Annotated in this window: 23 protein-coding genes and 1 pseudogene; 12 read left to right on the forward strand and 12 right to left on the reverse strand. The window is 70.5% G+C overall.

Annotation, left to right across the window (positions count from 1 at the left end; all coding sequences use genetic code 11):
* Positions 1–295: 295 nt before the first annotated feature.
* Positions 296–886: a hypothetical protein gene (locus AB0L74_RS19425; RefSeq protein WP_365653331.1), complete on the forward strand. Its 591-nt coding sequence runs from the start codon at positions 296–298 to the stop codon at positions 884–886.
* A 9-nt stretch (positions 887–895) separates the two neighbouring features.
* Positions 896–1351 carry an NUDIX domain-containing protein gene (locus AB0L74_RS19430; RefSeq protein WP_365653334.1) on the forward strand — a complete coding sequence of 152 codons (456 nt, stop codon included), beginning with the start codon at positions 896–898 and terminating at the stop codon, positions 1349–1351.
* Between the two features lie 380 nt (positions 1352–1731).
* On the opposite strand, the gene AB0L74_RS19435 is transcribed toward AB0L74_RS19430, so the two are convergent.
* The 4 genes from AB0L74_RS19435 to AB0L74_RS19450 all read right to left on the reverse strand — a co-directional run bounded on the left by AB0L74_RS19435 (position 1732) and on the right by AB0L74_RS19450 (position 4975).
* On the reverse strand, positions 1732–2175 hold the full coding sequence (locus AB0L74_RS19435) for a hypothetical protein (RefSeq protein WP_365653337.1): 444 nt from the start codon (positions 2173–2175) through the stop codon (positions 1732–1734).
* Positions 2172–2678, reverse strand: a complete 507-nt coding sequence (locus AB0L74_RS19440) for a hypothetical protein (RefSeq protein WP_365653339.1) — start codon at positions 2676–2678, stop codon at positions 2172–2174. Before AB0L74_RS19440 ends, AB0L74_RS19435 begins: the two co-directional genes overlap by 4 nt.
* A 32-nt stretch (positions 2679–2710) precedes the next feature.
* The gene (locus AB0L74_RS19445; RefSeq protein WP_365653342.1) at positions 2711–3154 is read right to left on the reverse strand and encodes a hypothetical protein; all 444 of its coding nucleotides are present in this window, start codon (positions 3152–3154) and stop codon (positions 2711–2713) included.
* A 771-nt stretch (positions 3155–3925) separates the two neighbouring features.
* Positions 3926–4975 (reverse strand): glycoside hydrolase family 11 protein, encoded by a 1050-nt coding sequence (locus AB0L74_RS19450; RefSeq protein WP_365653345.1) that lies wholly within the window; start codon positions 4973–4975, stop codon positions 3926–3928.
* Between the two features lie 464 nt (positions 4976–5439).
* Between AB0L74_RS19450 and AB0L74_RS19455 the strand changes: the two genes are divergently transcribed.
* Together AB0L74_RS19455 and AB0L74_RS19460 are read left to right on the forward strand one after the other, a co-directional pair.
* Entirely contained in the window at positions 5440–5853 is a 414-nt protein-coding gene (locus AB0L74_RS19455) for a hypothetical protein (RefSeq protein ID WP_365653348.1), read from the forward strand.
* Positions 5854–6365: 512 nt separating this feature from the next.
* Complete coding sequence (locus AB0L74_RS19460) at positions 6366–7391, forward strand: LD-carboxypeptidase (RefSeq protein WP_365653351.1); 1026 nt, start codon at positions 6366–6368, stop codon at positions 7389–7391.
* A 115-nt stretch (positions 7392–7506) separates the two neighbouring features.
* On the opposite strand, the gene AB0L74_RS19465 is transcribed toward AB0L74_RS19460, so the two are convergent.
* Together AB0L74_RS19465 and AB0L74_RS19470 are read right to left on the reverse strand one after the other, a co-directional pair.
* The gene (locus AB0L74_RS19465; RefSeq protein ID WP_365653354.1) at positions 7507–9129 is read right to left on the reverse strand and encodes an MFS transporter; all 1623 of its coding nucleotides are present in this window, start codon (positions 9127–9129) and stop codon (positions 7507–7509) included.
* Positions 9130–9412: 283 nt separating this feature from the next.
* Positions 9413–10291: a helix-turn-helix transcriptional regulator gene (locus AB0L74_RS19470; RefSeq protein WP_365653357.1), complete on the reverse strand. Its 879-nt coding sequence runs from the start codon at positions 10289–10291 to the stop codon at positions 9413–9415.
* A gap of 145 nt (positions 10292–10436) precedes the next feature.
* Here AB0L74_RS19470 and AB0L74_RS19475 point away from each other — a divergent pair, with 145 nt between their 5' ends.
* The 3 genes from AB0L74_RS19475 (at position 10437) to fabG (ending at position 12414) form a co-directional block, all read left to right on the forward strand.
* Positions 10437–10913, forward strand: a complete 477-nt coding sequence (locus tag AB0L74_RS19475; RefSeq protein ID WP_365653360.1) for a heme-binding protein — start codon at positions 10437–10439, stop codon at positions 10911–10913.
* 152 nt (positions 10914–11065) lie between these two features.
* A complete protein-coding gene (locus AB0L74_RS19480) occupies positions 11066–11605 on the forward strand; it encodes a hypothetical protein (protein WP_365653520.1) in 540 nt (179 codons plus the stop codon).
* Positions 11606–11619: 14 nt separating this feature from the next.
* Positions 11620–12414 (forward strand): 3-oxoacyl-ACP reductase FabG, encoded by a 795-nt coding sequence (fabG, locus tag AB0L74_RS19485; protein ID WP_365653364.1) that lies wholly within the window; start codon positions 11620–11622, stop codon positions 12412–12414.
* Between the two features lie 950 nt (positions 12415–13364).
* Here fabG and AB0L74_RS19490 read toward each other — a convergent pair.
* The 3 genes from AB0L74_RS19490 to AB0L74_RS19500 form a co-directional block, all read right to left on the reverse strand.
* A complete protein-coding gene (locus tag AB0L74_RS19490; protein WP_365653367.1) occupies positions 13365–14765 on the reverse strand; it encodes an NAD(P)-binding domain-containing protein in 1401 nt (466 codons plus the stop codon).
* A 181-nt stretch (positions 14766–14946) separates the two neighbouring features.
* Positions 14947–16059 carry an ACR3 family arsenite efflux transporter gene (gene arsB / locus AB0L74_RS19495; RefSeq protein WP_365653370.1) on the reverse strand — a complete coding sequence of 371 codons (1113 nt, stop codon included), beginning with the start codon at positions 16057–16059 and terminating at the stop codon, positions 14947–14949.
* Entirely contained in the window at positions 16056–16364 is a 309-nt protein-coding gene (locus AB0L74_RS19500) for a metalloregulator ArsR/SmtB family transcription factor (RefSeq protein ID WP_365653373.1), read from the reverse strand. The genes arsB and AB0L74_RS19500 overlap by 4 nt, the downstream gene beginning before the upstream one ends.
* A 101-nt stretch (positions 16365–16465) precedes the next feature.
* On the opposite strand from AB0L74_RS19500, the gene AB0L74_RS19505 reads away from it, so the two are divergent.
* The 3 genes and pseudogenes from AB0L74_RS19505 to AB0L74_RS19515 all read left to right on the forward strand — a co-directional run bounded on the left by AB0L74_RS19505 (position 16466) and on the right by AB0L74_RS19515 (position 17851).
* Entirely contained in the window at positions 16466–16879 is a 414-nt protein-coding gene (locus tag AB0L74_RS19505) for an arsenate reductase ArsC (protein ID WP_365653523.1), read from the forward strand.
* Positions 16876–17049, forward strand: a pseudogene (locus tag AB0L74_RS19510) (thioredoxin-disulfide reductase); the annotation flags it as partial. The gene AB0L74_RS19505 and the pseudogene AB0L74_RS19510, both read left to right, overlap by 4 nt.
* Before the next feature lie 292 nt (positions 17050–17341).
* Positions 17342–17851 (forward strand): phospholipase, encoded by a 510-nt coding sequence (locus tag AB0L74_RS19515; protein WP_365653526.1) that lies wholly within the window; start codon positions 17342–17344, stop codon positions 17849–17851.
* A gap of 240 nt (positions 17852–18091) precedes the next feature.
* Here AB0L74_RS19515 and AB0L74_RS19520 read toward each other — a convergent pair whose 3' ends face one another.
* The gene (locus AB0L74_RS19520) at positions 18092–18331 is read right to left on the reverse strand and encodes a hypothetical protein (RefSeq protein ID WP_365653376.1); all 240 of its coding nucleotides are present in this window, start codon (positions 18329–18331) and stop codon (positions 18092–18094) included.
* A gap of 528 nt (positions 18332–18859) precedes the next feature.
* Complete coding sequence (locus AB0L74_RS19525) at positions 18860–19972, reverse strand: ABC transporter substrate-binding protein (RefSeq protein ID WP_365653379.1); 1113 nt, start codon at positions 19970–19972, stop codon at positions 18860–18862.
* Positions 19973–20667: 695 nt separating this feature from the next.
* On the opposite strand from AB0L74_RS19525, the gene AB0L74_RS19530 reads away from it, so the two are divergent.
* Both AB0L74_RS19530 and AB0L74_RS19535 read left to right on the forward strand, forming a co-directional pair.
* On the forward strand, positions 20668–23496 hold the full coding sequence (locus AB0L74_RS19530; RefSeq protein ID WP_365653382.1) for a tetratricopeptide repeat protein: 2829 nt from the start codon (positions 20668–20670) through the stop codon (positions 23494–23496).
* A gap of 433 nt (positions 23497–23929) precedes the next feature.
* Positions 23930–24661, forward strand: coding sequence for an SGNH/GDSL hydrolase family protein (locus AB0L74_RS19535; protein WP_365653385.1), 732 nt, complete (start codon positions 23930–23932; stop codon positions 24659–24661).
* Positions 24662–25180: 519 nt separating this feature from the next.
* On the opposite strand, the gene AB0L74_RS19540 is transcribed toward AB0L74_RS19535, so the two are convergent.
* A complete protein-coding gene (locus tag AB0L74_RS19540; RefSeq protein WP_365653388.1) occupies positions 25181–25825 on the reverse strand; it encodes a phosphotransferase in 645 nt (214 codons plus the stop codon).
* Positions 25826–26114: the final 289 nt, after the last annotated feature.

Genomic DNA, 26114 nt, shown 5'->3' on the forward strand with positions numbered 1-26114 from the left:
CACGCCGTCCGACCCAGAATCGCGCCGCGCCGGGGACATAAAAGGAAGAACTCACGATCGAGTGATCACATCGCACACCCGGACGAGAACTGCTCGTGAGCCGCACTCCGCGCTCCATGCCGGCCGCGCGCGCCGAGTGAGCGAGCGGCGGGCAGACGGGTCTTCGTCACACGTGACACAGCCACACTGGTGCGGCGCACGGGTCGCAGTGGGGCGGCAGCCCGTGGACAATGCCGCCCGATCGATGTCGCCCGAATCGGCGCCGTTCAGAGGTCGGCCCACTACCGTGGACGCCATGGCCGACCTCCAAGAGCCTTGTCGTTCGGACAGCCAAGAGCCCGGCGCCACCGTGTTAGGCGCGCCCGAGCCTCAGGAGACCGCTGAGCCCTCCGTACGGAACGGCACTTCCGAAGGCGGCGCCCGGAACGCCGATCCCGATTGCGTGCGGGAGTTCGCACTCGAGCGTTATCGGTATATTCTCCAGCAAATCCACACTCTGAACGAGAACGTGTACCGGTTTCTGGCGCTCTATCAGGCACTGGCGACCGCCGTGGTCGGCGCGACACTCGCTCTGTTCGTGGGGTACAGGAGCTGGGGGCTCGACGCGGCCACCGCACGCTCCGGAATGATCGCGCTCATGTCCCTGAACACGGTCATCGCCGGGTTTAGCGTGATGCTCATCATCATCGGAGTCATTGCCTGGATCGACTATCGGCAGGAAGAATGCGAGCTGACCGACAAGATCGTCCATCCGGGCTTCCGGACCAAGCCGAAACTGTGGAACCTGTTCCGGTGGTACGAAACCTACATCGTGGCGTTCATCGTCACGTCCACCGCCTTCGCCTGGCTCGGTACGGTTCGGCTGCTCCTGCCCACGGTGAAATGAGCTGGCCCAATGACCGAGTACCTGCAAGAGCTGTCAGGAGAAATGATCGAACCCGGACGTCACTGCATCGGGGTGGGTGTGGGCGCCATGGTCTTCGACGCGGACGGCCGCGTGTTCATGGCCCGCAGAGGCGGCGGGGCGCGCAATGAGTCCGGGACGTGGGAGTTCCCCGGTGGAGAGGTGAACTTCGGCGAGCGGCTGGAAGACGCGATTCGCCGTGAACTCCAGGAAGAGTACGGGATCGAGATCACAATCTTCGGATGCCTGGGAGCCTTCGACCACATCCTTCCGGCCGAGCGGCAGCATTGGGTGGCCGTCACATACCTGGCCCGCCACACCGCGGGTTCCCCCGAGATCCGTGAACCGGAGAAATGCTCCGCCATCGGATGGTTCGACCCGGACGCCATGCCGGCACCGCTGTCGCAGATCACCAGCGAGAACGCGGCCCGTTACCGGAACCGCTGACGAACGGCCCGCGCGTCAGTGCCGTGGCCGGGGCGGGTACGGACCTGACCGGAACGGTACATATTCCGTCGCCGAGCCGGGCGGCCAGGCGGTCGCCCTGAGGGCGCCCACGCTGAGCTGCTGGTCGGCCGGCTGTGCGATGCGCTTGAATGCCGACCACGGTTGCGACGGATCAAGGGGATTCGGTGGGCTTTGTCGCCGGAGAGCACGTTGCGTGGACCCGATGGTGGGGACCGGAGCGGGTCGAGAACAGGCTGTTCGACGGGGTGTTGCCGGATCCACTCGATGAACACACGCGGTTCATCAACCGGCATCTGAGGCGGCTGAAGGACTTCGCGGCGTGCGGGAGGGCAGGTGCGCGGGCCGCGGGTCGACGGGGCCTACCACCAGGGGCAGCGCGGCAGCCCCGGGAAGGGATCCTGGTCCGTCCACAGGTGGTTGGCGGGGATGGTGCCCCAGGCATTGATCGACGGCATCTGCACCGTCTCGTCCCCCTGGGTGTAGTACCAGACGTTGTTGCCGCCCGGATGCGGCTCGCCCATGGTCCAGCAGACGAACCAGCTGGTCGTGCTGTTGAGCATCCCGGTCACCGGGGCCACGAACGAGGCGCGCGCGTACAGCTTGCCCGGGCTGTTCTCGCAGTACAGGTCCTTGGTGAAGGCGTTGCCGAGGGTGTCCTGGTGCGTCACGCCCTCACGGATGTGACACGTCCGCTGAACGGGGGCGCCGGCGGCGACGGAGGCCGTGGACGGCACCGCTGTGGCCGCGAGCAGGAAGGCCCCGGCGACGGTACGGGCTCTGCGGCCCGGCGTGGCCCGGGTCATGACCCCGCCGCCGGGCCGGTCTTCTGCCTCAGCGCGGGCACGCACGGCGGCAGGCCTGGGAAGGGGTCCTCCGCCGTCCACAGGGAGAAGGCGGGAACGTAGCCCCAGCCCTCGCGCAGGGGCCAGTTGAGGATGCGGTCGCCCTGCGTGTAGTACCAGATGCGGTTGCCGCCGGCGTGCAGTTCGCCGGTCTCCCAGCACACGAACCAGCTCAGCGTGGTGACGAGCTTGGCGACCACGGTGCCGTAGTTCTGCGGGCTGGCGAAGACGTCCGCGACAGCGTTCTCGCAGTAAAGGTCCGTGGTGAAGGTCCTGCCGGTGTGGTCGGTGTGGGACACGCCGGTCCGGATGTCGCAGATCCGCTGCGCCCCGGCCTCCTGCCCGGTGTCGGCCGCCGACGGCGGCGTGGTCAGGGCCGTGGCCAGGGCGGCGGCGGTGGCGAGCATGGCCCAGCGGCCCGCTCGGCGTCGTCCAGGTCTCCCGGCCGGCTCGTACGTGGTCATGTCTCCCCTTCGGTGGCACCGCTGTGATCTCGTCATCCCCAGGGACACCTGGGCAGACCGGGCGCCGGATGGGTGCCGGAGTACACCATCGAGGCCGGCATGTAGCCCCATGCCTGGGTGGAGGGCCGGCTCACGACCTCGTCGCCCTGCGTGTAGTACCAGATGCTGTTGCCGTCGGCGTACGCGTCGCCGAGCTTCCAGCAGACGAACCAGCTCCGGGTGGTGAGCATCCGCCCGACCACCGGGCTGGACGAGAAGGACTGGAGCCGTACGTCCCCCGGCGCGTTGTCGCACACCACGTCGTGGTCGAACCACATGCCGGTCCAGTCGACGTGCTCGGCCCCTTCCCGGGTCTGGCACGCGGCCGCGGCCGTGGCAGGGGATCCGCCCGCCCAGGCGGCGCCGGGCACGGCCGTGGCGATCAGGGCCACGACCGCGCCGAGCACGCCCCGGACCCGGGTGCGTGATGTCCTCATGACTGTCCCTCAGGAGTGCCGGCCAGTCCCGGGGGACCGGTGTGACGGGCGGAGCGGCGCAGCGCGCGCCGGTTCGGTCGGGGGTACGGGGCCGCCCAGGTACGCGGGCCGGCGAAGCCGTCGGCCGTCAGGCCGACGGACTGCTGAACTCCACGACCGCGGCGTGCTTCGCGGGGCCGAAGATCTTCGGTCATGCGCGAAATCCCCCCTTGATGCGGGCGAACCGGCGAACACCTGTGAGCAACGGCGAGGTGATGGGCTTCAGCCGTTGTCACGGCGGCCCTCTCGCTGCTCGTCCATGGTGGCCAGGCACCCTGACATTCGACTGACGCCCGCCTGACGATCGTTATCCGGCGGCGTTGACGGGGCCGGTTCGAAGGCGACCGAGGCGCTCGGAGCGTGCCTTCCAGCAGGGCGCGGACGTGGTAGTCGTCGCTGCGGAGGGCTGTGCCGCCGGTCTCGTAGAAGGGATCGGCGTCCCCGAGTGGCCGCCGGGCGGTGGCTGGTCCGCGCGGAGATCTGGACGAACTGACCTCCGCGCCGCGGCTCCCTCCCCCCGGCACCTGGTGGTGCCCCGAGGCCAGCCCACCACGTGGCCCGGGAGAGCAGGAGGGATGAATCGGCGCCACGGGCTGTCGTCAGACTCCCGTCCCCGCGAGGCCACCCGACGTCTCGCCGGAGCCGCCGCACGCCTGGTTCCGGGCGGGCAACGGCGCGGTGCCGCAGGGGGGACCGCGCCGGAGCGTGAAGGGTGCGGGGAGGGCACCGGGGTCAGCCGACGCTGCAACTGCCCACCGAGGGCGGCGTGGTGTGGGAGCCGTTGACGGTGAAGCCGAAGGAGGCCGACTGTCCCGGGCTCAGGCTGGCGTTCCAGCCGACCGGGGTCACGGTCATCACGTTCCCGCTCCAGCTCGCCGTCCCGTTCCAGATCGAGGTGACGGTCTGGCCGCCGGCGAACGTCACCGGCACCTTCCAGTCCCTGGCGCCGCCGCTGCCCGCGGTGATGGTCACCTCCCCGTTGAAGCCGTTGCTCCACGAGTTGGTGGTGCGGTACGTGGCGCTACAGGCGCCCGTCCCCGGTGTGCCCCCGCCGGGAGGCGGAGTGGTGCTCCCGCCATCGCCCAGGGTGATGTTGGAACTGCCGCTGCTCTGGTAGCCCTCCGTGGCCATGATCATGTAGTAGTTGAAGGACCCCAGCGGCATCCCGGCCGCCTGCCAGGCGTCGAAGTGGGTGCCGGTGTTGATGGTGCCGCTGGACCGCTTGCTGTTCCGGATGCTCCAGTACTGCTGGAAGGTCCTGGTGCCCTCCACCGACGGCGCGTTGACCCGCGTGGACTCGTAGAGGGTGTACGTTCCGCCGTCGGCGTTGACCGTGCCCCGCCGCGTGCCGGCGGACCCTGGGTTGTACGGGCCGAAGTTCTCCACGATGTAGTACTCGACCAGCGGGTTGGAGGTCCATCCGTAGAGCGCGAGGTAGCCGTTGCTGCCGGGGTTGAAGGTGCCGGAGTAGGTCACGGTCCTGCGGCTGCCGGTGCTCCAGCCGAGGCCGCCGACCCAGTTGTTGGTGTCGTTCCACTGGCTGCTGTACTGCCCGGCGGCCCCGAGAGTCATGGAGACCGAGCCCGGGTCGTCGGTCCAGAAGGAGTAGTAGTACCCGTTGTACGTGCCGGTCGAGTTACTGGTGATCACCTGGTCGGCACGTGCCGTGCCGGGTAACAGCAGGCCCGACCCGGCCGCCGCCGCCAACGCCCCGGCGCCGCCGAGCACGAGCTTCCTGCGACTGACCTGCGGGGGGCTGGAGTTCTCAGGGGATTTGCTCATGCGTACGTTTCCTCCTCGCGAACGGTGGACCGTCGGTGACCGGGAGACATGCCGAGCGCACCTCGCGTTCATCGGCGAGGTGGCACCGATGGCTGTGTGCATGTCATGCGCGACCGGAAGCGTCACCACAGTCAGACCCGCCAGGGGGGTTGTCAATAGTTTCGGCAACCTTTACGAAATGGAGGCGACCTCGCGGATCGGTTCTCCCCTGGTCAGAGTGGACGCTGACACGCACGGGGGTGGGATGGGGACAATGACGCCGCGGCACGGGTCCGACGGCATCGAAAGGTTTCGATGCGCCGTCGGGCAGCCACCATGTGCTCTCGTCGACCTCACCTGGCGGAGCACGCGGGTCCGGCCCTGGTAGGGCCAACCCGAAGACGCATGCGGGGGACAGCCGTGATGATCTCGCGCTCGAAGGACGCTGAGATCTCCTCGTCACTCTTTTTCGGAGGAGATCCCTCATGCGTGCAGCAAAGCCGCGACCATGGAAGAAGACGGGACGACGAGGCACGTTCGCCCCCACCGCGGCGGTACTCACCGCGCTCGTTGTCTCGACGGCAGCCGTGGCGCACGAGGACGCGCGGCCGCAGCCGCGCGCCGCCGAAGGGCCGGTGTGGACCGAGGCGTGGGGTACGGCCATGCAACAGCCCGTCGAGGGCAACGCGGACTGGGGCCTCAACTGGTCACGTCAGGGGTTCGCCGACCAGTCCATACGCCAAGTGGTCCGCGTGGCAACCGGCGGTTCCACGTTGAGGATCCGGCTGTCCAACTCCTACGGCACCACGCCGCTGCGGATCACCGCCGCGACCGTCGGCCGGTCCGCCGGCGACGCGCGGGTCTGGCCCGGCACAGCACGCACCCTGAGGACCGCGTGACACAGCGAGTCGACTCGGCGGGCCGTACCGGCCATCCACCCGCGGCACCGACAGTTCGGGACTTCCCAAGCGGCGGCAGCGGCGAGGTCTGTGCAGGTTGCCGCCGGCGCGGCCGGAGTCGCGGGGCCAGCCCGGCGAAACCGGCCAAACGGCCGGCACTGCCGAAGACTCGCCGCCGCCCGGCGAACGGAACGTCAAGAGCTCCGCCGGCTGGTGACCAGCCTGTCCCTCGCCAACGCCGTTCTCACTCACCGGCACCGCGCGGCCGCCCGGCCCGCCTCGGCTCCCGGCAACGTCGTCCCTCTCCGCCCGCCCAGCACCTGATACCCGCGGTTCCTCATACCGCGATGCCGAGCTCCTCGTGCGCTTTCGGGCTCAGGCACGGTCGGACGGCAACGCGCTCAGCAGACACCGGACGAGCCGCACGGATGGGGACCAGCCGGGGTATCCGGGCTGAGCGGTCGACCGGTAAATGTGTGGCGTGTTGCCGGGCGCGCGGGGAGACTGCGTCGGTGATCGATTCCGCACCGCCCCAACTGCTTCGCCCCCGTGCCCTGAGGCCCGGAGACCTCGTCGCCATCGCGTCGCTGTCCGGGCCGCTCCATGCCGTTTTCGAGCCCGCCCTCGAGCAGGCGGTGGTCGTGCTGGAGCGGATGGGGTTCCGCGTGCGTCGGTCGCCGCTCCTCGAGGCTGGGCGGCACCACTGGTGGAGCGCGGCCCGGCCGGTCGAGATCGCCGAGGAACTCAACGCTCTTCTGCGTGATCCAGAGGTGCGCGCGATCATCGCGCACGACGGCGGCCAGACGGCGCTCGGCTATCTGGACCTGATCGACGTCGAGGCGATTACTGCCGACCCCAAGCCGATCCTCGGCTACAGCGATATCTCGTTGCTGCATCTGGTGCTCTACGCGCGCGCGGGTCTGGTCGGGTTCCATGCCGAGCTGGCCACGCCCGGTCTCGGCGGGGCGTGGCAGGCCGCGCCCGCGGCGCGCAGAGCCGAACTCGAGAAGCTCTACTCGACGCTGCTGACCGGCACGGAGGCGATCGGGGCGCTGCCCTCCACCCCGTCGTGGGAGTGCTGGCGTCCAGGTCGTGCCGAAGGCCGCCTGATCGGTGGGCTGCTCAACCGCGTCGTGCTGGCGCAGGCGACGTCTTACGCGCTGCCGCTCGAGTGGTTCGACGGCGCGGTGCTGTTCTGGGAGGAGACGGGCGGCCTGGCGTCGCACGTGTGGGGCTATCTGCAGACACTGCGGCACTGCGGCGTCCTCGATCGAATCTCCGGCATGGTCGTGGGCGTTCCGCACGCGATCAGCGGACTGGAGGCGCCCGACGCGTCCCCGGCCCTCCCCGAGATGGTCCTCGACGTCCTCGGCGGCCGTGACATCCCGGTCCTGGGCAACGTCGAGTTCGGACACGCCGGCCCGAATCTGCCGATGCCGGTCGGCATCCGCGTCGGCCTCGACGCGCGGCAGCGGACATTGTCGCTGCTCGAACCGGCGGTACGGCCGCCGCACATGATGGCGGGCCCGGTCGGCTGAGCATCATCGCGATCGAGCGCACTCGGCGATGCGCTGGGAAGGCAGCTCGTCAAGGCCGTCGGTGCCCAGGACCTGCCTTGCGGCGGGCCTGAGCCTGGGTTCTGTCCTCGCGCTCTCAGACGGAGCTGCGGGCCTCTTCGCAGTCCGGCTCCGGTATCGGGCCCTTCTTCTTTCCGGCAGCAGGCAAGGTGATCAGCAGCACAGCTGCTCCGAGGAGTACGACGACCGCGATCCAGCCCGCGCCGACGTGCATGGCTTGGATAAACGCATCATCAGCCGCCTGAGCGAGAGCGGGCCGGTGGAGAGCGGTGGCGACGTGGCGGGCCTGTTCGGCGGAGACTCGCGCCTGATCCCGCACCGGTCCGGGTGCACCCTCCAGCGAAGGTTCGATCGCACGTCGGTACACGATCGACATGATCGTGCCGCCTACTGCGATGCCGATCACACTGCCGGTTTGTCGCACGGTGTTGGTGACGGCCGATCCCGCACCGGCCTGTTCCAACGGCAGGTTGCTGAGCAATGCGGCCGTAACGGGGCCGATCACCATGCCGATCGAGAGTCCCTGTATCAACAACAGGGTCTCGATCCAGACGAGTGGAGTGTGGAGCCCGAGAAACCCGTACCCGCCCATGGTCAGCGCAGCCACGGTCAGCGCCGGCACGGTGACAAGGCGTAGCGGCAGGCGGCGAACCAGGCGCGCGGCAAGGGGCGCCCCCGCGAGCGCGCCGAATGCGGTCGGGATATTGGCCACACCAGCCTTCATCGGCGAAAATCCGAGCGCGCCTTGGAGGTAGAAGGCGTTATAGAAAGTGATGGCGGCCACCCCGAAGAGCAGCAATCCGAGCGCCACATTGCCGCCACCGAATGTGCGTTGCGTGAGTAGTCGCGGATCAAAGCTGGGCACCTTGACACGCAGCTCGACGAGTACGAAAACGGCCAGCAGAACCAGACCGAAAACGATCGGCGCCCAGACGTCGGTACGACTCCAGGCGGCCACCTGCCCCGCCCGGATCAGCCCGTAGGCCAACGCCACGAGCCCACTGATCGACAGCAACATTCCAGCGGGGTCCAGTGGCCGCAGAGTGAGGCTCCGGAAATTCGGAACCAGCACGGCGAGCCCGACCAACGCCAATGCCGCGACCGGGACATTGATCAGAAAGACCGAGCCCCACCAGAAATGATCGAGCAGAAACCCGGCCAGCACCGGGCCGGCAGCCATTCCGACACCGGCCGACGTCGAGAAAATGCCGATCGCGGCGGCCCGCGCGGCGCCGGTGAAGGTCCACATAAGGATGGCCAAGTTGGCGGGCGTGATCAGCGCGCTGCCCACCCCCATCGCAGCTCTGGCTGCGATCAGCTGACCCACATCGCTGGCGTACGCCGCCCACAGCGAGGACCCGGCGAATATCACCAATCCACTGGAAAACACTGTCCGGTGACCGAACCGATCACCCAGTGCGCCCGCAGTGAACATCAATGTGGCGAAGGCCAGAGTGTACGAACCGGTCGCCCATTGCAGCTGACCGGGATGGGCCCCCAGTCCACGGACCGGGTCGGCAAGGGTCTCCAGCGTAGTACTCAGGACGGTATTTTCCAGCCAAATCAGCAGCGAACACAACATAAGAACGGCAAGAATCAACTGCTGCCTGGACTTCGGCAACGCTGGAGACGCGGTCATGAACACCTTCGGATATCGATCGGCGGGAACCTGAACGACTGGACCATAAGAAGACTCCACGACGCTGTCAAGTTTAGAGTTTCTAGTCAATACCGTTGCGGCCGAACGGACTATGTGCCCTCTTCCGGATTTGCGGACTGAACATTTCTGTGCCCTCCGGCGGATTTTGCGAGTCGAGGGATTTCGTGACTTCCGGAGGGTTGTGACGGAGCGGATTCCATGCCCTTAGAACCAGCGGATCGGATCGCTGTTCACCATCGGCACCTGGCCGAGCTCCCGCACCGTCCGGGAGACCCGCTCCTCTCCGGTCCCCCACTCGACCGGCCAGCCAAAGGGCCAGTCGTCATCGTGCCGCAGACCGGCTCGGCCCGGCGGTCTTCGCCGACGCGGCCGGGCCGGGGGCGGCCTGGGCGGTGAGGACGCGCAGGGCGTCGTGGGCGAGGGTGCCTGCGGGCGCCGTGTAGGCGACGAGTGTCTGGTCGGTGGTGGTGGCCAGCCGCATGGCCTGCCAGTCGAGGTCCAGCTCACCCACGACGGGGTGGCGGAACCGTTTTCTTCCGCCGCTGGCGGCGCGCACGGCGTGCCCGCCCCACCAGCGGCGGAAGTCGTCATCCCTGACCGACAACTCGCCGACGAGCTTGCTCAGCCGAGGATCGTCCGGGACGTGAACGGCGTCCATGCGCAGCCGGGCGACGGCGTCGGCGGCGACCTGCTCCCATTCGGGGTACAGCGCGCGGATACGTGGGTGGAGGAAGACCAGGCGGACGAGGTTACGGTGCTCCGGTCGCAGGTCTGCGAAGTCGAGGAAGAGGGCGGTGGCGGCGGCGTTCCAGGCGAGGATGTCGGTGCGGCGGCCGAGCACCACGGCGGGCGTGCGCACCATGGCGTCCAGAAGGTCTTGCACGGGAGCGGCAACGGCAGCGGACGGCACACCACGGGAGGGCCGGGGCGCGATGAGCAGCCGCAGGTAGCGGTGCTCGTCCTCGGTCAGCTTCAGGGCGCGGGCGAGGCCTGCCAGCAGGTTGTCGGAGGCGGTGGTCACCCGGCCTTGCTCGAGGCGGGTGTAGTGATCGACGCTGATCGCGGCCAGCTGCGCGACCTCCTCGCGACGCAGGCCGCTGACCCGGCGCGGGTTACCGACCGGGGGCAGCCCGACCTCGCCAGGGGAGATCGCCGCCCGCTTGGCCTTGAGGAAGTCTCCGAGCTCGCTCACGCCGCCCATTGTCACACCGGCCTGACGAGGTGTTCCTGGGGCTTTCGTCCCCAGGAACACCGTGACCGGCCAGAACACCCCTCTGGCCGGTCGGAGGTTGTGCGACGAGCCTGGACCGCGTACCCACCGCACCACGAACGAAGGGGCTCATGTCATGACCGACCTGACCCAGGAATCCGCCGCGCGCATCGCCACCGCCGGGCAGCGGGCCGCCGCCGCAGCCGGCGTCGCGATGAATATCGCGATCGTTGACGCCGGCGGCCACCTGCTGCACTTCACCCGGATGGACGGCGCCTGGCTCGGCTCGATCGACCTGGCCCTGAAGAAGGCCAAGACCGCAGTCCTGTTCCGTATGCCGAGCGCGGCTCTCGGCGAGATTTCGCAGCCCGGCGGCCCGGTCTACGGCATCGAGCACAGCAACGACGGCCTGATCTCCTTCGGCGGCGGACTGCCGCTCACCGATGCCGCAGGCCGTATCCTCGGCGCGGTCGGCGTCTCCGGCGGCACCGCCGACCAGGACGTCCACGTCGCCCAAGCCTGCGTTGCCTCCCTGCCCGCCGCTGATCCGCTTACAGCGGCTGGCACAATGAGGCGGACCAGCGCTGATCACCGTATCCGCAGCGGGAGTTGAGCGTACGGTCCGGCGCGGGAACGGTCGCCGTGGATCGTGTCGGACGAACTGTGGGACCGCTTGGAGCTGCCGCTGCGGCGGCGCGCCGCTAAAGCGGATCCTGACCGACGCGCGTCGCCTTCGGACCGTTCGCGGGACTCGACGCGGACACGCTGCGGTCCGAGGCCGCGGCCGTCGGGACGGCCGCCATGGGGTCCCGCTGGGCCAAGCGGCCGGGGAAGCGGGTCCTGCTCCACCCCGACCAGTTCGAGGAGCTGCTCACCGGCACCCCGGCCGCGGAGCCCGCCACGCTGGTGGCCGGTCTGATCCCGGCGGTCCGCGCCCCGTCCGCGCCGCTATGCCTGGTGGCCACCCCGCGCGCCGACCTCCTGCCGCTCCTGCTGGCACTCCCCGGCGTGGGGCGCCGACTGCACGACCGCATCCTCGCCCTGTCAGCGATGAGCGCCGCGGCGCTGGAACGCGCCATCACCGGCCGGCCCGCACCGCGGGGTGACGTACGAACCGGGCCTGGCCGCGCAGATCGCGGCCGAGCCGGCGGTGGTCCGGAGCAGCCCGATGCCGGAATCCTCATTGACGCGCCTGCGCCTGCCCTCTTCGCGTGCTGGCTGGTCTTCGCCGCCACATCGGGGTCTGTCGCTAGCGTGACCGGGACAGCGGCGGGGGCTTCCCCGGCGATGGAGGAATGGCAGTGAAGGGTGCGATCGACATGACGTTCACACGCTGGCAGGACCGGTCCGTCATCGTGACCGGAGGTACACGGGGGATCGGGCTCGGTATCGCCGAACTCTTCGCCCGGCAGGGCGCCGCCGTGTTGCTCACAGGCCGGAACGAGGAGACGGCCCGCAAAGTGGCGGACGGCCTCGCCCGAACCACCGGCGGGCGGGTCACGGGCGTGGGCGTGGACGTGCGGCGGCCCGACGAGATCGAGAAGATGGCAGCCGAGGCCGAACGGCAGCACGGCGGGATCGATGTGCTGTGCGCCAACGCCGGAATCTTCCCGGAACGTCCACTACGCGAGCTGACCGTCGAGGACGTGGACGAGGTCTTGGACGTCAACCTCCGGGGCTCCATCCTGTCAGTGCGGGCCTGTCTGCCCGCGATGGAACGGGCCAGCCGCGGCCGGATCGTTCTGACCTCGTCGATCACCGGCCCAACGACTGGCTATGCGGGGTGGTCCCACTACGGGGCCAGCAAGGCAGGGCAACTGGGTTTCCTGCGCGCCGCGGCTCTGGAGTTGGCGCCGTACGGCATCACGGTCAATGCCGTCCTGCCCGGAAACGTCCGCACCGAAGGGCTGACCGGCCTCGGGCCGGACTACCTGCGCCGGATGACCGACTCCATTCCGCTGGGACGGCTCGGTGAGACCGCCGACATCGCACACGCGGTGCTCTTCCTCGCCTCCGACGAAGCCTCCTTCGTCACTGGCCAGTCCCTCACCGTCGACGGCGGCCAAACCCTCCCCGAATCCCTGGACGCCTTCGCTGTGCCCACCAGCCCCTGACCGCGTGTGACCAAGACATGGGCCGACACCGGCTACCCACCCTGTAACTGTTCGGATACAGCCGGGTCGGGTCGGTCTCTCCCATGCGGTGTCAGGTCCCGGCGGCCGTCGGCCACGGCAACGGCACCGCGGCCACCCTCCGCGCCGGCAACCCCGGCACGAACGGCGGGAACGGCGGGAACGGCGGTGTCGAGAGCAACAGCGGAGGCGTCGGCGGAACGGCAGGAGGACCCGTACCGGCATCCCGCACCGCCAACACCGGCCGAGCGGGACGGAGCCGTTCGGCGGCGTCTTCACCGGGTACGACGGCAACCCCGGCAACCCCGGCCGCGTGGTCCTGACCTACTGACGACACCACTCACCGGAGACGGCCGCCGTCCCGCACAGCGGGCTGGGGCAATCCGACACCGCGGTGAGCAAACGTCTTGTGCCTTCCGCATAGGTGCCAGGGCGAGCCAGGACCTTCTTGAAGCGGCCAACCGGCCTCGCATCGACCTCGGATTCCGCAGCGATCGCCGGGGACGGCGAACGTTGGTCGCGGCATGCGGCCGGCCCGCCGCCTGGCACACACCCCGCCCCTGGACGGCCTGCTCGGCGCCGAACCGGCCCCGGTTCCTCTGTGGCCGCCGACGAGCGGCTGCTGCGGGCACCGCGCCGGTCCGTCTCCGGCTACGGACCCGATGGGCACCTGCCGCCTGGGCCCGGCCGGTGATCCCGGGGCCGTCGTGTCCCCCCACCGGCGCGGTCCACGGGCCGTGTTGCCGCCCGCGGTGAGAGGCAGGCCGGCCAACCGGTCGCGGCGGTGTTCTGGGGATGGAGGACGGGAAAGGCGTAGGGGACGTTGCTCCAGCTCACCATCTGCGTAGCGCACGGGGCGGGCAGGGCGGCGTGCGGGCGCGACCGGTCCCCTGTTCCGGTCGCGGTCCCGCGTGCGGGGGTGCCCAGGTCGGTCACGAGCCGCAGCAGCCGCCCGCCGGGTCCTGATCGGCAGCCGCCCCGACCTCGGCGGGGGCGCCGAGCTGGACGAGCCGCGGCGCGGGCGCGCAGCAGCCGCCGTCGGCCTCCCGGGCGCCGGGGGCGTCGAACAGGCCCGCGCCGCCGCATACTCCGGTCTCGGGGAGGGTGAGTTCCACGCGGTCGGCTGCTTCGAGGTCGCCGGCGATGGCGGCGGCGACGGAGCGGACCTGCTCGTAGCCGGTCATCGCCAGGAACGTCGGGGCGCGGCCGTAGGACTTCATGCCGACCAGGTACACGCCCTGTTCGGGGTGGGAGAGCTCGCGGTGGCCGTGCGGGTACACGGTGCCGCAGGAGTGCTGGTTGGGGTCGATCAGCGGGGCCAGGTCCACCGGGGCCTGGAGGCGCTCGTCGAGGCCGAGGCGCAGCTCTCCGAGGAAGGTGAGGTCGGGGCGGAAGCCGGTCAGCACGATGACTTCGTCGACCGCGTCCAGGCGGCGGCCGTCTTCGCCGACGAGGACCAGGCGGCCGTCGGCGTCGCGGTCGATCGCTTCGGTGCGGAAGCCGGTGACCGCCTCCGCGTGGCCGTCGTCGACGGCGGCCTTCGCCGCCAGGCCCAGGGCGCCACGCGCCGGCAACTGATCGGCTTCTCCGCCGCCGAAGGTGGAACCGGAGATACCTCGGCGCAGGATCCACACCGCCTTCGTGCCGGCCCCGTCGTCGGCCTTGGCGAGGGCGGCGAGGCAGGCGAGGGCGGTGAAGGCGGAGGCGCCGGAACCGATCACAGCGGTGCGCTGGCCCGCGTACCGGGCGCGGACGGCGGGGGCCTTCAGGTCCGGGACCCGGTAGGTGATCCGGTCGGCCGCGGCCTTCTCGCCGAGGGCGGGCAGACCGCTGCCGCCGGCCGGGCTGGGCGTGGTCCAGGTGCCGGAGGCGTCGATGACGGCGCGGGCGAAGACGCGCTCCTCACGGCCGTCGGCGTGAGCGACGTGCACGACGAACGGCCGCCGCTCCCGGTCGGCGTCCACGATCCGGTCCCGGCCTGCCCGGGAGACCCCGGTGACCGTCGCGCCCAGACGGACGCGGTCGCCCAGGACCTCGGCCAGCGGCCGCAGGTAAAGATCGGCCCAGTCTCCGCCGGAGGGGCAGGTCGCCGGGTCGGGCCGCGTCCAGCCGGTGGGGGCGAGGAGCTTCTCGGCGGCCGGGTCGACGACCTCGCTCCAGGTGGAGAACAGGCGCAGGTGCGCCCACTCCCGCACCGCGGCGCCGGCAGTCCGGCCGGCTTCCAGGACCAGGGGCTCGATGCCCTGGTCGACCAGGTGGGCGGCGGCGGCCAGGCCGACGGGCCCGGCCCCGATCACGACGACGGGCGGCTCGGTGGCGGGGGGCGCGGTCACGGCGACTCCTTGCGTGTTTCGACCAACGTCGATGTCTTGCGCGGCCCAGCTTGGCACCGACATCGATGTGCGTCAACATAGACAACCATCGATACAGTGGTCCAGTGAGTTACTGGCGGAGCACATCGACGTAGCCGTGACGCCGCGCCGCGTCGGGGGCCGTCGTCACCGCGTCACCGCGTCACCGCGTCACCGCGTCACCGGCGAACTTCCCGCGCCAGGCGAGCGCTACGTAGACCAGGCCGATCAGCACCGGGACTTCGATGAGCGGGCCGACGACGCCGGACAGCGCCTGCCCGCTCGTGACGCCGAAGGTGGCGATGGCGACCGCGATGGCCAGCTCGAAGTTGTTGCCCGCAGCCGTGAACGCCAGCGTCGCCGTGCGGTCGTAGGCCAGGCCGAGGCCCTTGCCGAGGAGGAAGGTGCCGAAGAACATGACCGCGAAGTACACCAGCAGCGGCAGCGCGATCCGGGCGACGTCCAGCGGCTGGGAGGTGATGGTCTTCCCCTGGAGGGCGAAGAGGATGACGATCGTGAACAGCAGCCCGTACAGCGCCCACGGCCCGATCTTGGGCAGGAACTTCGCCTCGTAGTCGGTACGGCCCAGCTTCCGCTCGCCGATGCGGCGGGTCAGGAATCCGGCCAGCAGCGGGATACCGAGGAAGATGATGACGTTCAGCGCGATGTGCCCGACGGACACGTCCAGACCCTGGCCGTCGCCGAGGTTCATCCAGCGCGGCAGCAGGTCGAGGTAGAACCAGCCCAGCAGGCCGAACGCCAGGACCTGGAAGACCGAGTTCAGCGCGACCAGGACGGCCGCGGCCTCGCGGTCGCCGCAGGCGAGGTCGTTCCAGATGATGACCATGGCGATGCAGCGGGCGAGGCCGACGATGATCAGGCCGGTGCGGTACTCGGGCAGGTCCGGCAGGAAGATCCACGCCAGGGCGAACATCACCGCCGGTCCGAGGACCCAGTTGATGACCAGCGAGGAGACCATCAGCTTCTGGTCGCCGGTGACGCGGTCGAGCCTGTCGTAGCGGACCTTGGCCAGGACCGGATACATCATGACCAGCAGACCGAGCGCGATCGGCAGGGAGATGCCGCCGATCTCGATCTCGGCGAGCGCGCCGTTGAGGCCCGGGATGAGCCGGCCCAGGCCCAGGCCGGCGGCCATGGCCAGCAGGATCCACACCGCGAGGTAACGGTCGAGGGTGGAGAGCTTCTTGACGATCGAGCCGTCCCCGGCCGGGCCGGCGCCCCGCGTAGCGGGGGTGGTGGACTCGGTGGAGGTCACGGGCAGGCCCTCTTGTTCTCGGCGGCACCACGGGCGGACTCGGCCAGCGCGGCGAACCGCTCAGAGAGCCCGGCCAGGACCTCGGGCTTGAGCCTGTAGTAGGTGAAGCGGCCACACGGCTCGGTCTCCACGATTCCGGCCTCGCGCAGCACCTTCATGTGGTTGGACAGATTGGTCTGCTTGGCTCCGGTCTCCTCCACCAGGTGCGTGGTGCACAGCGTCTCGCGCGCCAGCAAGGTCACGATCTTCAGGCGGAGCGGATCGCTCAGCACCCGGATCACATCAGGATCGACTGAAGTCAGCATGTACTGATATTTTCACATCACCGTCCGCTGATACCAGCGGGGACTGAGGGAACTGGCATGGGCGGCTTGGTTCCGCCATGCGACGAGAGAGAACGATCACCATGGCCGACAAGCCGTCCGTCCTGTTCGTCTGCGTCCACAACGCGGGCCGCTCCCAGATGGCCGCCGCGTGGCTGACCCGCCTGGCCGGCGACCGCGTCGAGGTCCGCTCCGCCGGCTCCAGCCCCGGCGACCAGGTCAACCCGGCCGCCGTCCGGGTCATGGCCGAGGTCGGCATCGACATCTCCACGGAGACGCCGAAGCTCCTCACCGTCGAAGCGGTCCGTGAGTCGGACGTCTGCGTCACCATGGGCTGCGGCGACACCTGCCCCGTCTTCCCCGGCAAACGCTACCTGGACTGGAAGCTCGAGGACCCGGCCGGACAGGGCGTCGAAGCCGTACGCCTGATCCGCGACGAGATCAAGACCCTCGTCGAGGGCCTGATCGCCGAGATCGCCCCGGAGATGACGGCCTGAGCGAGATACGCGCCGTCGTCATCCCCGGCTCCGGTCCCACCGGACGCACCGCCGCCCTCTGCACCGCCCGCGCCCAGCTCAACCCCCCGCTGTCCGGCGGCGGCATCTTCGCCGGTGGTCCGACCACGGCCGAGGTCGAGAACTTCCCCGGCTTTCCCGGCGGCGTCAACGCACAAGCGTTCTCCGCCCTCCTGGCTCGTGCTGCGCGGCTCAGGCGCCGCTCAGGCCGCGGGCGCCTTCAGGATCCGCGGTGTGGGGCGACCGCGAAGCGAACGCTCTTCGGCCGGGACGAGGGAGCGCGGACCAGGCCGTGCGGTGACGGGCCCGGGGCCGGGCCCACCGGCACAGATCAGCCAGTCGACCTGCCCTGATTTCCGCTGTACCTGGCCGGTGGCGCACCCCAGGATTGAGCCGCCCGTGAGATCCACGGCGAGCACACCGATCCGTATGGAGGGCACCCGGATGCGTCGCGCCTCTTTATCCCTCGCAGGTGTCACTGCGTCACTGTCCCTCGTCCTGATCCCCGCCGCGTCCGCCTCGGCGGCTCCCGCGGACAAGCCCCAGGTGCTCAGTTCCTGGACGCAGGTGACCGCTTCCAGCTACAACGCCTGGGCCGCAGCCCGCCAGAACCAGAGCGCATGGGCTTCGTACGGCTTCGGCTGGTCGACTGACTACTGCAGTTCCTCGCCCGACAACCCCTTCGGCTTCCCGTTCCAGAACGCCTGCGCCCGCCACGACTTCGGCTACCGGAACTACAAGGCGGCCGGCACCTTCTCCGCCCACAAGGACCGTCTCGACTCGGCGTTCCACGAGGACCTCAAGCGCGTCTGCGCGACGTACTCCGGTGCCACCCGCACCGCCTGCAACAGCACGGCGTGGACGTACTACCAAGCGGTCAGAGTCCTTGGCCTGCCGCCGACCGACCGAGGCGCCGCCAAGGAACTGCCCGGGCAAGCCACTGCGACGGCCTGACGGCTTGATGCCCTCAGAGCGGGGTCACCGCGCGTCACGGGCCCGCGTCCGGCCGAGCCAGGCGGGGACGATGTCTTCCTGCACCCGGCCGCGGGCGCGGAACTGCCGAACCTCGTCGACGTCACCTGGTGTCCGTGCCGACGTGCTGGTCGGCAGCGGTAACGATCCGCGCGGTCATCAGCCGCACCCGCGTGCCGTACGCGGACGAGCCCGGGCAGCGGGCCCCCGCTGTCCGCGGTGTCACGACACCGGCTCGCCCTCGCGGGGTCCAGAGAGTGCGGCCTGGCCAACGCGTTCCAGGATGTAGAGGTCCCAGCCGTCGGGGTCGCCGATGTAGACGAACAGCTTCGGCTGCTGCGAGGTTCCGAGTACCTCCCAGGTGTCCAAGGGGCAATCGTCGACGAACACCGCCACCTCCTGGGACCACGGTCCGGCACCTGGGTCGTACTCCCAGGTCCCGGTGCCGGTGCACTCGTGCACCACGGTTTCGAAGGAGTCGTCGAGCTCGAACGTCGCGACGCGGGTCGCCGTGGCCTTGCCGTCCGTCGTCAGGGTGAGTGTGCCGCCCTTTCCACCACGCCTCGCGCCCGGAGAACCGGCGGCCGAACCATCCGCCCACGACCAGAAGCGGCATCACCACGCCGATCGAGAGCAGCCCGGCGAGAACAGCTCCGACCGGCGCCATCAGGATCAGGAGGAAGAGCCCCGCCCCGCCGTAGGCGAGACCCGGGCTCTCCTTCGTCTGCCCCCACACGAAGAACGCGATGGCCCCGAGCACCGCCTCGGCGGACAGCACCGACTCGAAGCCGTCAGCACCGCCCCGGACCGGTCCCGCACGCGCACCTGCGATCGCACCGGCTCCCGAATGTTTGAACGCATTCAAACCCCCTCCCGTTCCGTATCCTCCCCCTGCCGTACGAGTGCCGTAACTCGGCCCGAACCAGGTGTCCGGGCCTTCGTCGGGCCCCGAAGTCGTTCCAAGCTGAGCAGCCGGGCCTCCGTGCCCTCTCAGCCGGCGTGGAGGATCCGAAAGCGATCAGGCTCCGCCGGGTCCCGGTCAACGACCTGGATGGGTGTTCCAGCCCATTGCCACACGCTGATGCCCGGCGTGCGGGAGAACCGAATCGGCCCGCGGGTGCCCTCGACCGCCACGCGCGGCCAGGACTCGGCGATGGCCGTCCGGTCCGTGCCGTGGGAACGCAGCACGTCGGCGAGGACGGCGACGGTGTCCCAGCCCTCGAAGGCCACGAAGGACGGCGCCTCGCCCAGCCGCTCGCGGAGTTTCTTCCCGACGCGTTCGCCGAGCGGACCGAGGCGCTCGGGCAAGTAGCGCAGGAACGGGATCCCGGCGCCGTCCTCGCCCAGCGCTGCGGCCCATTCGGCGAACTCCGGTTGTCCGGCCGGGGCGCCGATCAGGATCTTGGCGAGCCGCCGGTCGCCCCGGACGGCCTTGACGATCGGCACCGCCGGCTCCGGATGGCCGACCAGCAGGAGGAGCGCCGTCGCGCCGTGGTCGACGAGCGCGTCGCACAGGGCCTCGGGGGTGAGCGCGTGCGTGACGAGTGGGACGACGGTGCCGCCGCGGGGAGCGAGGTGGTCCCGCAGGACGCGGGTCCCTGACGCCCAATAGACACCCGGCTGGGCCGCCACGGCGATCCGGCGCCGGCCCGCGCCGAGGAGGAAGTCCGCGTAGCTCCGCCAGCCGCGGGGCTGGGCCGGGGCCAGGCGCGCGACCCACTCCGTCGGCGCCTCGGTGAGCGCGTCGAGCACCGCGGACGAGCAGAGGAACGGCACGCCGAGGGCCTCGGCCCGGGCGGCGGCGGCTCGGGCGACGACGCTGTGGTACTCGCCCGCCAAGGCGGCCACGCCCAAGGCGGCCAGCTCGTCCACGGCCGCCGCGGCCCGCTCCGGATCGGCCGCGGTGTCCCGGACCACCAGTTCCAGTGGTCTGCCGTCGATCCCGCCGGCGTCGTTGACCTCGCCAACGGCCAGCTCGAGTCCTGCGAGCAGGTGGCGGCCCGCCTCGACCCAGCCGGGCCGCGTCAGCGGGACGAGCGCGCCCAGACGGACGGACGACCCGTCCGCGTGCTCCGCTGCGGACGGCGATGGCGGCGTGTTCATCGGGTGGCGTCTCCCCTGGGACGATGCGATCGCGGCCCGCCCGGATGGCGTGCCGGCCGGGCCCGGCGGTTCGCGTTCATCGCGTCTCGCCGCGGGGACGCGTCCGGGTGATCATGCCGGTCATTGGACCCACCGCCGTCGCCCATAGGCAACCGATTATCCGGGCCCGCGCCGAAGCGCGGCCGGCCGCGAGCTGACCTGGCGCACGAGGCTTCGTGAGCCTCCTCAGCGCTCACGGATCCTCGACCGCCACCAGCCGCCCGCCGGCGAGGCGTTCACCGGCCGGGGGTTCGGCACCCACTGACACGTGCCCTCACGTGAAACCCACACAGCCGAGAGCGGCACGCGTGCGCGTGGCGGCGGACGACGGCCGGCCCGTCGAGGCGCGTGCCGGGCGGGACCAGATCACGACCAGGCTTTTCCACGCCCTTGCCGACTTCGCCCGTTCCTTGAGCCCTCCCACACGCCACACGGGTCCGTTCACCACCCACTGGGGGTCCTGTCACCGGCCGCATGAACACCGTCGGACATGGCGAAGGCGGTGAATCCGACGTGCGCGCATTCGTGCGGAGCGTGGGGCACCTTGCCATACTTGACGGCCGGGGGGGTGGCACAGGTTGGCGGAACAGCGGCCGTCGCGCCAGGAGTTGATCCGGCGCCGGCGTCGGAGCGGGTTCGTGGGGCGGCGCGGGCAGATGAGCGCGTTCCGGGAGAACCTCAGCCGGGACCCAGAGGCCGACGACTTCACGTTCTTCTTTCACGTGCGGGGCCACGCAGGGGTCGGTAAGACCTTCCTGGTACGCCAGTGGGAGACGGTCGCCCGGGAGCAAGGCGCGGCAGCAGCGTATCTCGACGACACCGTGCACAGCGCCGTGGAAGCGATGGAGGCGGTCAGCGAGCGGTTGGGTCGTCAGGGCCTGGAGCTCCGGCGATTCGACAAACTGATGGCGACCTTCCGGCAGCGCGCCCACGAGGCACGGTTGGCTCTGGCCACGCAGGAGGCTGCGGGGGAGGCCGGCGCCGCCCCGCTGCCACCAGCGTCGCTGCCCGGGCTGGTCGCCGCCCAGGCTGGGCTGGCTGGCCTCGGGATGGTACCGGTCGTGGGCGCCCTCGCTGGGGCTGTCGAACCTGCGCAGGTCGCCCGTGGTGTCGACCAGCTGCGAGCCGTTCTCGGGGCCCGGATGCGTTCCCACGACGATGTACGGCTCGTCTTGGACCCGGTGCGCAGTCTGGCCCCGGTGTTTTTGGAGGATCTGGCCGAGGCGGCGCGGCGGCGGCCGTGGGTGGTGCTGTTCTTCGACGTGTATGAGCAGACGGGCCCCGTATTGGACGAGTGGCTGCGCGACATCGCCTTCGGTGAGGTGCACGGCCCGCTGCCGGCCAATGTCCAGATCGTGCTGTCCGGGCAGGGCCGTCTGGACACCCTGTGCTGGGGCGACTGGCTCGACCTGATCCACGAGGTGCCGCTGGAGGTGTTCACCGAGGAGGAGGCGCGGGCGCTGCTGGCTCTCCAGGGCATCACCGACGAGCAGGTTGTCGAGGTTGTTCTGCGCCTGTCGGGCAGGCTCCCCGTCCTGGTGCACACCCTCGCGCAGTCCCGGCCCGATTCGGCCGGGACCGTGGAAGACCCCTCGGAGACGGCTGTGGAACGGTTCCTGAAGTGGGAGACGGATCCGTCCCGGCGGGCCGCGGCCCTGGCCTGCGCCCTGCCCCTCCAGTTCGACGAGGATGTGTACCGTGCCGTTGCTCCGCCGGAGGCAGCCGAGCAGTACGCCTGGGTGCGTCGGCTGGCGTTTGTCACCGATCAGGCCGGGCGGTGCCGCTACCACGACGTCGTGCGCTCCCCGATGCTTCGGTTGCAGCGCACCCAGTCCCCCGCCCGGTGGCGGGATGCGCACGAGTCGCTCGCGGAGACGTACGGCGCCTGGCGGGCACAGCGCGAGGAGTGCGTACCGGCGGACGACCGCTGGGACGACGCAGTCTGGCATGAGCATCGGTTGAACGAGGTGTACCACCGCCTGTGCAGCGATCCCCTCCGGGCCCTGCCCGACGCCCTTGCCGAGGTCGCCCGCGCTTGCGAGCGCGGGAGCGGCACGGTAAGGCGCTGGGCTCAACTACTGGCGCAGGCCGGGACGGACACCGCGGACGACCACCTCGCGGCCTGGGGGGAGCGGCTGACCGCCGCGTCCCGGGCTGATGCCTCGGCCGTCGTGGCCACCCTGGACACGCTACTCGGCCAGGCGGGGTTGGCTCCTGGGGGACAGGCGCGTGCCAGGGTCGTCCGGGGCAAGGTCCACGGGAACGCCGGCCAGTACGAGAGGGCACTCGCCGACTTCGCCGCGGCGCTGGTCCTGGAGCCGGAGTACGAGGACGCCTTCATGATGCGTGCCATCACCCACCAGTGGATGGGGAACGTCGAGGAGGCGCTCACCGACTTGGGCGAAGCCATTCGCATCCAGCCCGATCGCTCCTGGAACTACGTGTACCGGGGGCATGTCAGCTTGACGGCCGGGCGTCACGACGAAGCGCTCGCCGATTTCGAACGGGCCCTCGAACTCGACCCCGGCCAGGACTGGGCACTCGCCGGCCGCGCCAAGGTACACCGCGTCCAAGGTCGGTATCAGCAGGCGCTGGCAGATCTGGACTGCGCACTCGGGATCGACCCGGAGTACGTCGAGGCGTACGCGGAGCGGTCGCGATGCCTACGGCAACTGGAACGGTGGGATCACGCGGTCCGCGACATGACACGAGCGGCCGAACTGGACTCCGAACCTTCGTGGTACCGAGCGCAGCTCGCCGCCCTGTTCCTGGACCTCGGGCGGTACGCGGAGGCCCTGGAGGAGATCGATCGAGCCCTGGCCGGCCCGGATGAAAGCGGTCCCAGCGGCTGTGCCTGGCCGTACGCGCGCCGGGCCTGGGCACTGCACTGCCTGGGGAGGGACGCGGAGGCGCTGCCCGGCCTCGAGCACGCACTGGCCCTGGACGACTCGTACTGGTGGGCGCTCGCGGCACGCGGGTGGCTGCTCTGGGAGACAGGGGAACTCACCCGGGCACGACAGGACTTCGACCGGGTCCTGGCCGAGCATCCGCAGTGGCAGTGGTGCCTGCTGGGCCGCGGCGTGGTGCACCTGTACGGCCGCCACTACGACGAGGCCGTCGATGACTTCGCACAGGCCTTCACCATCCACTGGGGGATCGCCGATGCGGAACATGTGATCGCCCGGCCGCTCGTCGACCTGTTGCGGGAACAGTTGCCGAGCAATCGTGCCGCGATCACTGCTGCGATCAGGCTCGCCGCGATCCTCTCCGTCCAGGTGCAGTGGCCGGGCATGGTCGGCCAGGTGGGCTCTGCGCTGACCCTGCGTCCGAGCCCCCGGCTCCTCATCGAGGGTCTGAGGCTGCTGCGCCGCACCCTCGCTGCCCTGCACGACCAGCCCGCGAGTGCAGACGCCGGACGGATCGCCTGGTCTCAAAGACTCCTGTCCTCCCTCCTGCACATCCTGAACCGCCGCGCCGGCGGGTGAGCGACAACGTCCTCGCCCCACGTCAGTGGCGCAAACTGGTGGAAGCTTCTCACTTCTACGGGGTCCTGTTGCGCCGGACGTCGCGGACGTGATTCCGACCATGGCGGGCCGCTGCCGTTCGGCGCTCCTCCAACCGGCCGGTAACGGCTGAAAGCTGCCAAGTTCTCGGTTCGGGGGGCGTGTCATGCGGTGGTGAGGGGGCGCGGGGGTGTTCCGGAGGGGGTCGCGTGGCCGAGACTGTCCAGGTTCGCCCGGGGGTTGAAACCGCGACCGCGGTCGGGTGTGCTGTTGCCCGGGAAAACGGGGCAGTTACTGTCGTGCCCCCGCCGGGCAGGGCTGTCCGGCCCACCGGACCAGGCCTGCCCGACTCGCCGGACCGGACCTGTCGGGCCCGACAGGGCGCCGCCTCTCTCACGCTTCGAGGACTCCGTAGATGAACCCCTTCTTGTTGCCCGTCATCGCCGCGCAAGGGCTGTACGTGCGCTACTCCACCGAGGTGCTGCCGCCCGCGGGTGGGCCGACGACCGGGACGTGCCCCGATGCCGGGACGTCCGAGGCCTCCGGGACGGAGGGTCCGCAGGCCGGGGGCCAGCCGGTGCGGATCGCCGTGCTGGGCGAGTCGACCGCGGCCGGCTGCGGTGTGGACAGCCACGACGACGGGTTCGCCGGCCGCTTCGCCCGTGAGCTCAGCGAGCGTTCGGGCCGGCCGGTGGAGTGGTCGGTGCGGGGCCGGCACGGCGCGACGCTGCGGCGCATCCGGTACCGGCTGCTGCCCGGGGTGGGCTCGGGCCTGCGGGTGGCGGTGCTGCTGGCGGGGGTCAACGACGTGCTGGCGCGGCGCAGTCCGCGGGACTGGGGGCAGGATCTGGAGGCGGTGGCGGGCGAGCTGGCGGAGCGCGCCGAGCAGGTGGTGGTAACCGGGGTGCCGCCCTTCGGGGAGTTCCCGTCGCTGCCGGGGACGCTGCGGCGGTATCTCGCGGCGCGGGCGGCCGAGCTGGACGAGGTCTCGCAGCGGGTGTGCGCGGGCGTCGCGGGTGTGACGTGGATCAGTTCCACCGATGTCCTGCCGATGGGGCCGGAGTTCTTCGCGCGCGACCGCTTCCATCCGTCGGCGTACGGGTACGGGGAGTGGGCGCGGATCGTCGCGGGGAAGGTGGCGATGTGAGGGCGCGCGGCGCCGTGGGGGTGCGGGGGCCGGCGTACGGGCTGCCGTTCGTGGACGAGCACGACGTGGTGGTGGCGGGTGCCGACGCGGTGTGGCGGACGCTGACCGGGACGGCGGGGCTCGGGCGGGCGGGCCGCGCGAGACGTACGCGCCTCTGGTCGGGGCGAGGCCCCCGCCGGCGTGGCGTCGAGGCGACGGCCAGCACTCCGACCCGGGCTTCCGCCGCGCAGCCTGGCTGCCCTGGCCGTTCACCGCGATGCCGGGCGACGCCTAGAGCTCGAACCGGGGAGACAGCGGCCTCCTCACGCTGGTCTTCGGCCGGGGCGCGTTCGTCGCGGCCGGTTTCGTCGGCACGCACTCCCTCGGACGCGCGCTCCGGCCGCCGAGACCGACCGCGCCGCCGACAGCAGCGGCGCGGCGGCCGACCGGTAGATCAGACGGCGACGGTCCCCGCCCGTCACGCCGTCCGGCCGCCGCATGATGGAACCGGCGAGCCGACCGCGGCCGTTACGCACGCGCTCACCGCACTGAGCGCTCCAACGCGGCCCGGTTATCGGATACCCACTGATAGGCCGTCCGGACTTGCCTCACCGCCCCAGCGTCACGGAGCCGGGCCATGGCGGCGTCACCCGCTTCAGCCCGGGACTCGATGCCCCGCCAGCACCGGTCCTGCCACCACAGGATCGTGGACACGAGACAGCGCCGGTCCGGCAACCCGTAGCTGTCCACGATCAGCCCCATGCGCCGGGCCACCTCCTCGACGTCGGTGACCGAAGGGCCCAGATCGAGGTATTGCCAGCAGACGTGAGCGAGGTCATGGATCCGCGCGCCCGGCGCGGCAAGGTCCCAGTCGATGAACGCCGCTGGCCGAAGCTCGCCGCCGCGCAGCTGATAGACCGTGTTCTTGGGCGACAGATCGTTGTGACACACGACCTCTTGGTCACCGGCCAGCGGGGTGCCGGCCGTCAGGTCGTGGAACTCGCGCACGAGCCGGGCGACCCCCACCAGACTCTCGTCGGAGGAGACAGCAGCAGGTTGCCGCGGCTCCCAGGCCACATGCCCCTCAAGGTAACTGAGGACCTCACGGCCCTCGTCGTCCACGCCGAGATACCGCGGAGCACCACTCCAGCCACGGGCTTCCAGCAACCTCAGCAGCTCACCCACGAACCTCGTGCGAGCCGAGGCTGGACGGCGCACCGTATCCCCGACACGAACGACCGCGTTGACGAAACCTCCGGGCAAGGGCGACTCAAACATCCGTCCACCCTGCCCGATCCCTACCTCGAACCGCCAGTGAGGGCCTTCTTGCCTGGTGTGGATCGCGAGGCCACACTCCACCCCCGCCGGAGCCCGACCCGTACCGAACGGCGCCATCAAGGTCCGCGACCGGGCGCGGCCCCTCCAGGTCCCGGGTCGGGCCCGCGCGTTCGCCGGCCTTGGTCCCGGGCCGGTC

The organism is Streptomyces sp. NPDC052020, assembly GCF_040680575.1.
Classification (GTDB): Bacteria; Actinomycetota; Actinomycetes; order Streptomycetales; family Streptomycetaceae; genus Streptomyces.

Bases quoted from the DNA above. Each gene is read 5' to 3' on its own strand.
- AB0L74_RS19475 (WP_365653360.1), top strand. From the start codon at position 10,437: ATGACCGACCTGACCCAGGAATCCGCCGCGCGCATCGCCACCGCCGGG.
- AB0L74_RS19525 (WP_365653379.1), bottom strand. From the start codon at position 19,972: ATGAACACGCCGCCATCGCCGTCCGCAGCGGAGCACGCGGACGGGTCG.
- AB0L74_RS19535 (WP_365653385.1), top strand. From the start codon at position 23,930: ATGAACCCCTTCTTGTTGCCCGTCATCGCCGCGCAAGGGCTGTACGTG.
- AB0L74_RS19430 (WP_365653334.1), top strand. From the start codon at position 896: ATGACCGAGTACCTGCAAGAGCTGTCAGGAGAAATGATCGAACCCGGA.
- AB0L74_RS19435 (WP_365653337.1), bottom strand. From the start codon at position 2,175: ATGACCCGGGCCACGCCGGGCCGCAGAGCCCGTACCGTCGCCGGGGCC.
- AB0L74_RS19505 (WP_365653523.1), top strand. From the start codon at position 16,466: ATGGCCGACAAGCCGTCCGTCCTGTTCGTCTGCGTCCACAACGCGGGC.
- AB0L74_RS19515 (WP_365653526.1), top strand. From the start codon at position 17,342: ATGCGTCGCGCCTCTTTATCCCTCGCAGGTGTCACTGCGTCACTGTCC.
- AB0L74_RS19455 (WP_365653348.1), top strand. From the start codon at position 5,440: ATGCGTGCAGCAAAGCCGCGACCATGGAAGAAGACGGGACGACGAGGC.
- fabG (WP_365653364.1), top strand. From the start codon at position 11,620: ATGACGTTCACACGCTGGCAGGACCGGTCCGTCATCGTGACCGGAGGT.
- AB0L74_RS19450 (WP_365653345.1), bottom strand. From the start codon at position 4,975: ATGAGCAAATCCCCTGAGAACTCCAGCCCCCCGCAGGTCAGTCGCAGG.
- AB0L74_RS19445 (WP_365653342.1), bottom strand. From the start codon at position 3,154: ATGAGGACATCACGCACCCGGGTCCGGGGCGTGCTCGGCGCGGTCGTG.
- AB0L74_RS19500 (WP_365653373.1), bottom strand. From the start codon at position 16,364: ATGCTGACTTCAGTCGATCCTGATGTGATCCGGGTGCTGAGCGATCCG.
- AB0L74_RS19425 (WP_365653331.1), top strand. From the start codon at position 296: ATGGCCGACCTCCAAGAGCCTTGTCGTTCGGACAGCCAAGAGCCCGGC.
- AB0L74_RS19470 (WP_365653357.1), bottom strand. From the start codon at position 10,291: ATGGGCGGCGTGAGCGAGCTCGGAGACTTCCTCAAGGCCAAGCGGGCG.
- AB0L74_RS19440 (WP_365653339.1), bottom strand. From the start codon at position 2,678: ATGACCACGTACGAGCCGGCCGGGAGACCTGGACGACGCCGAGCGGGC.
- AB0L74_RS19530 (WP_365653382.1), top strand. From the start codon at position 20,668: ATGAGCGCGTTCCGGGAGAACCTCAGCCGGGACCCAGAGGCCGACGAC.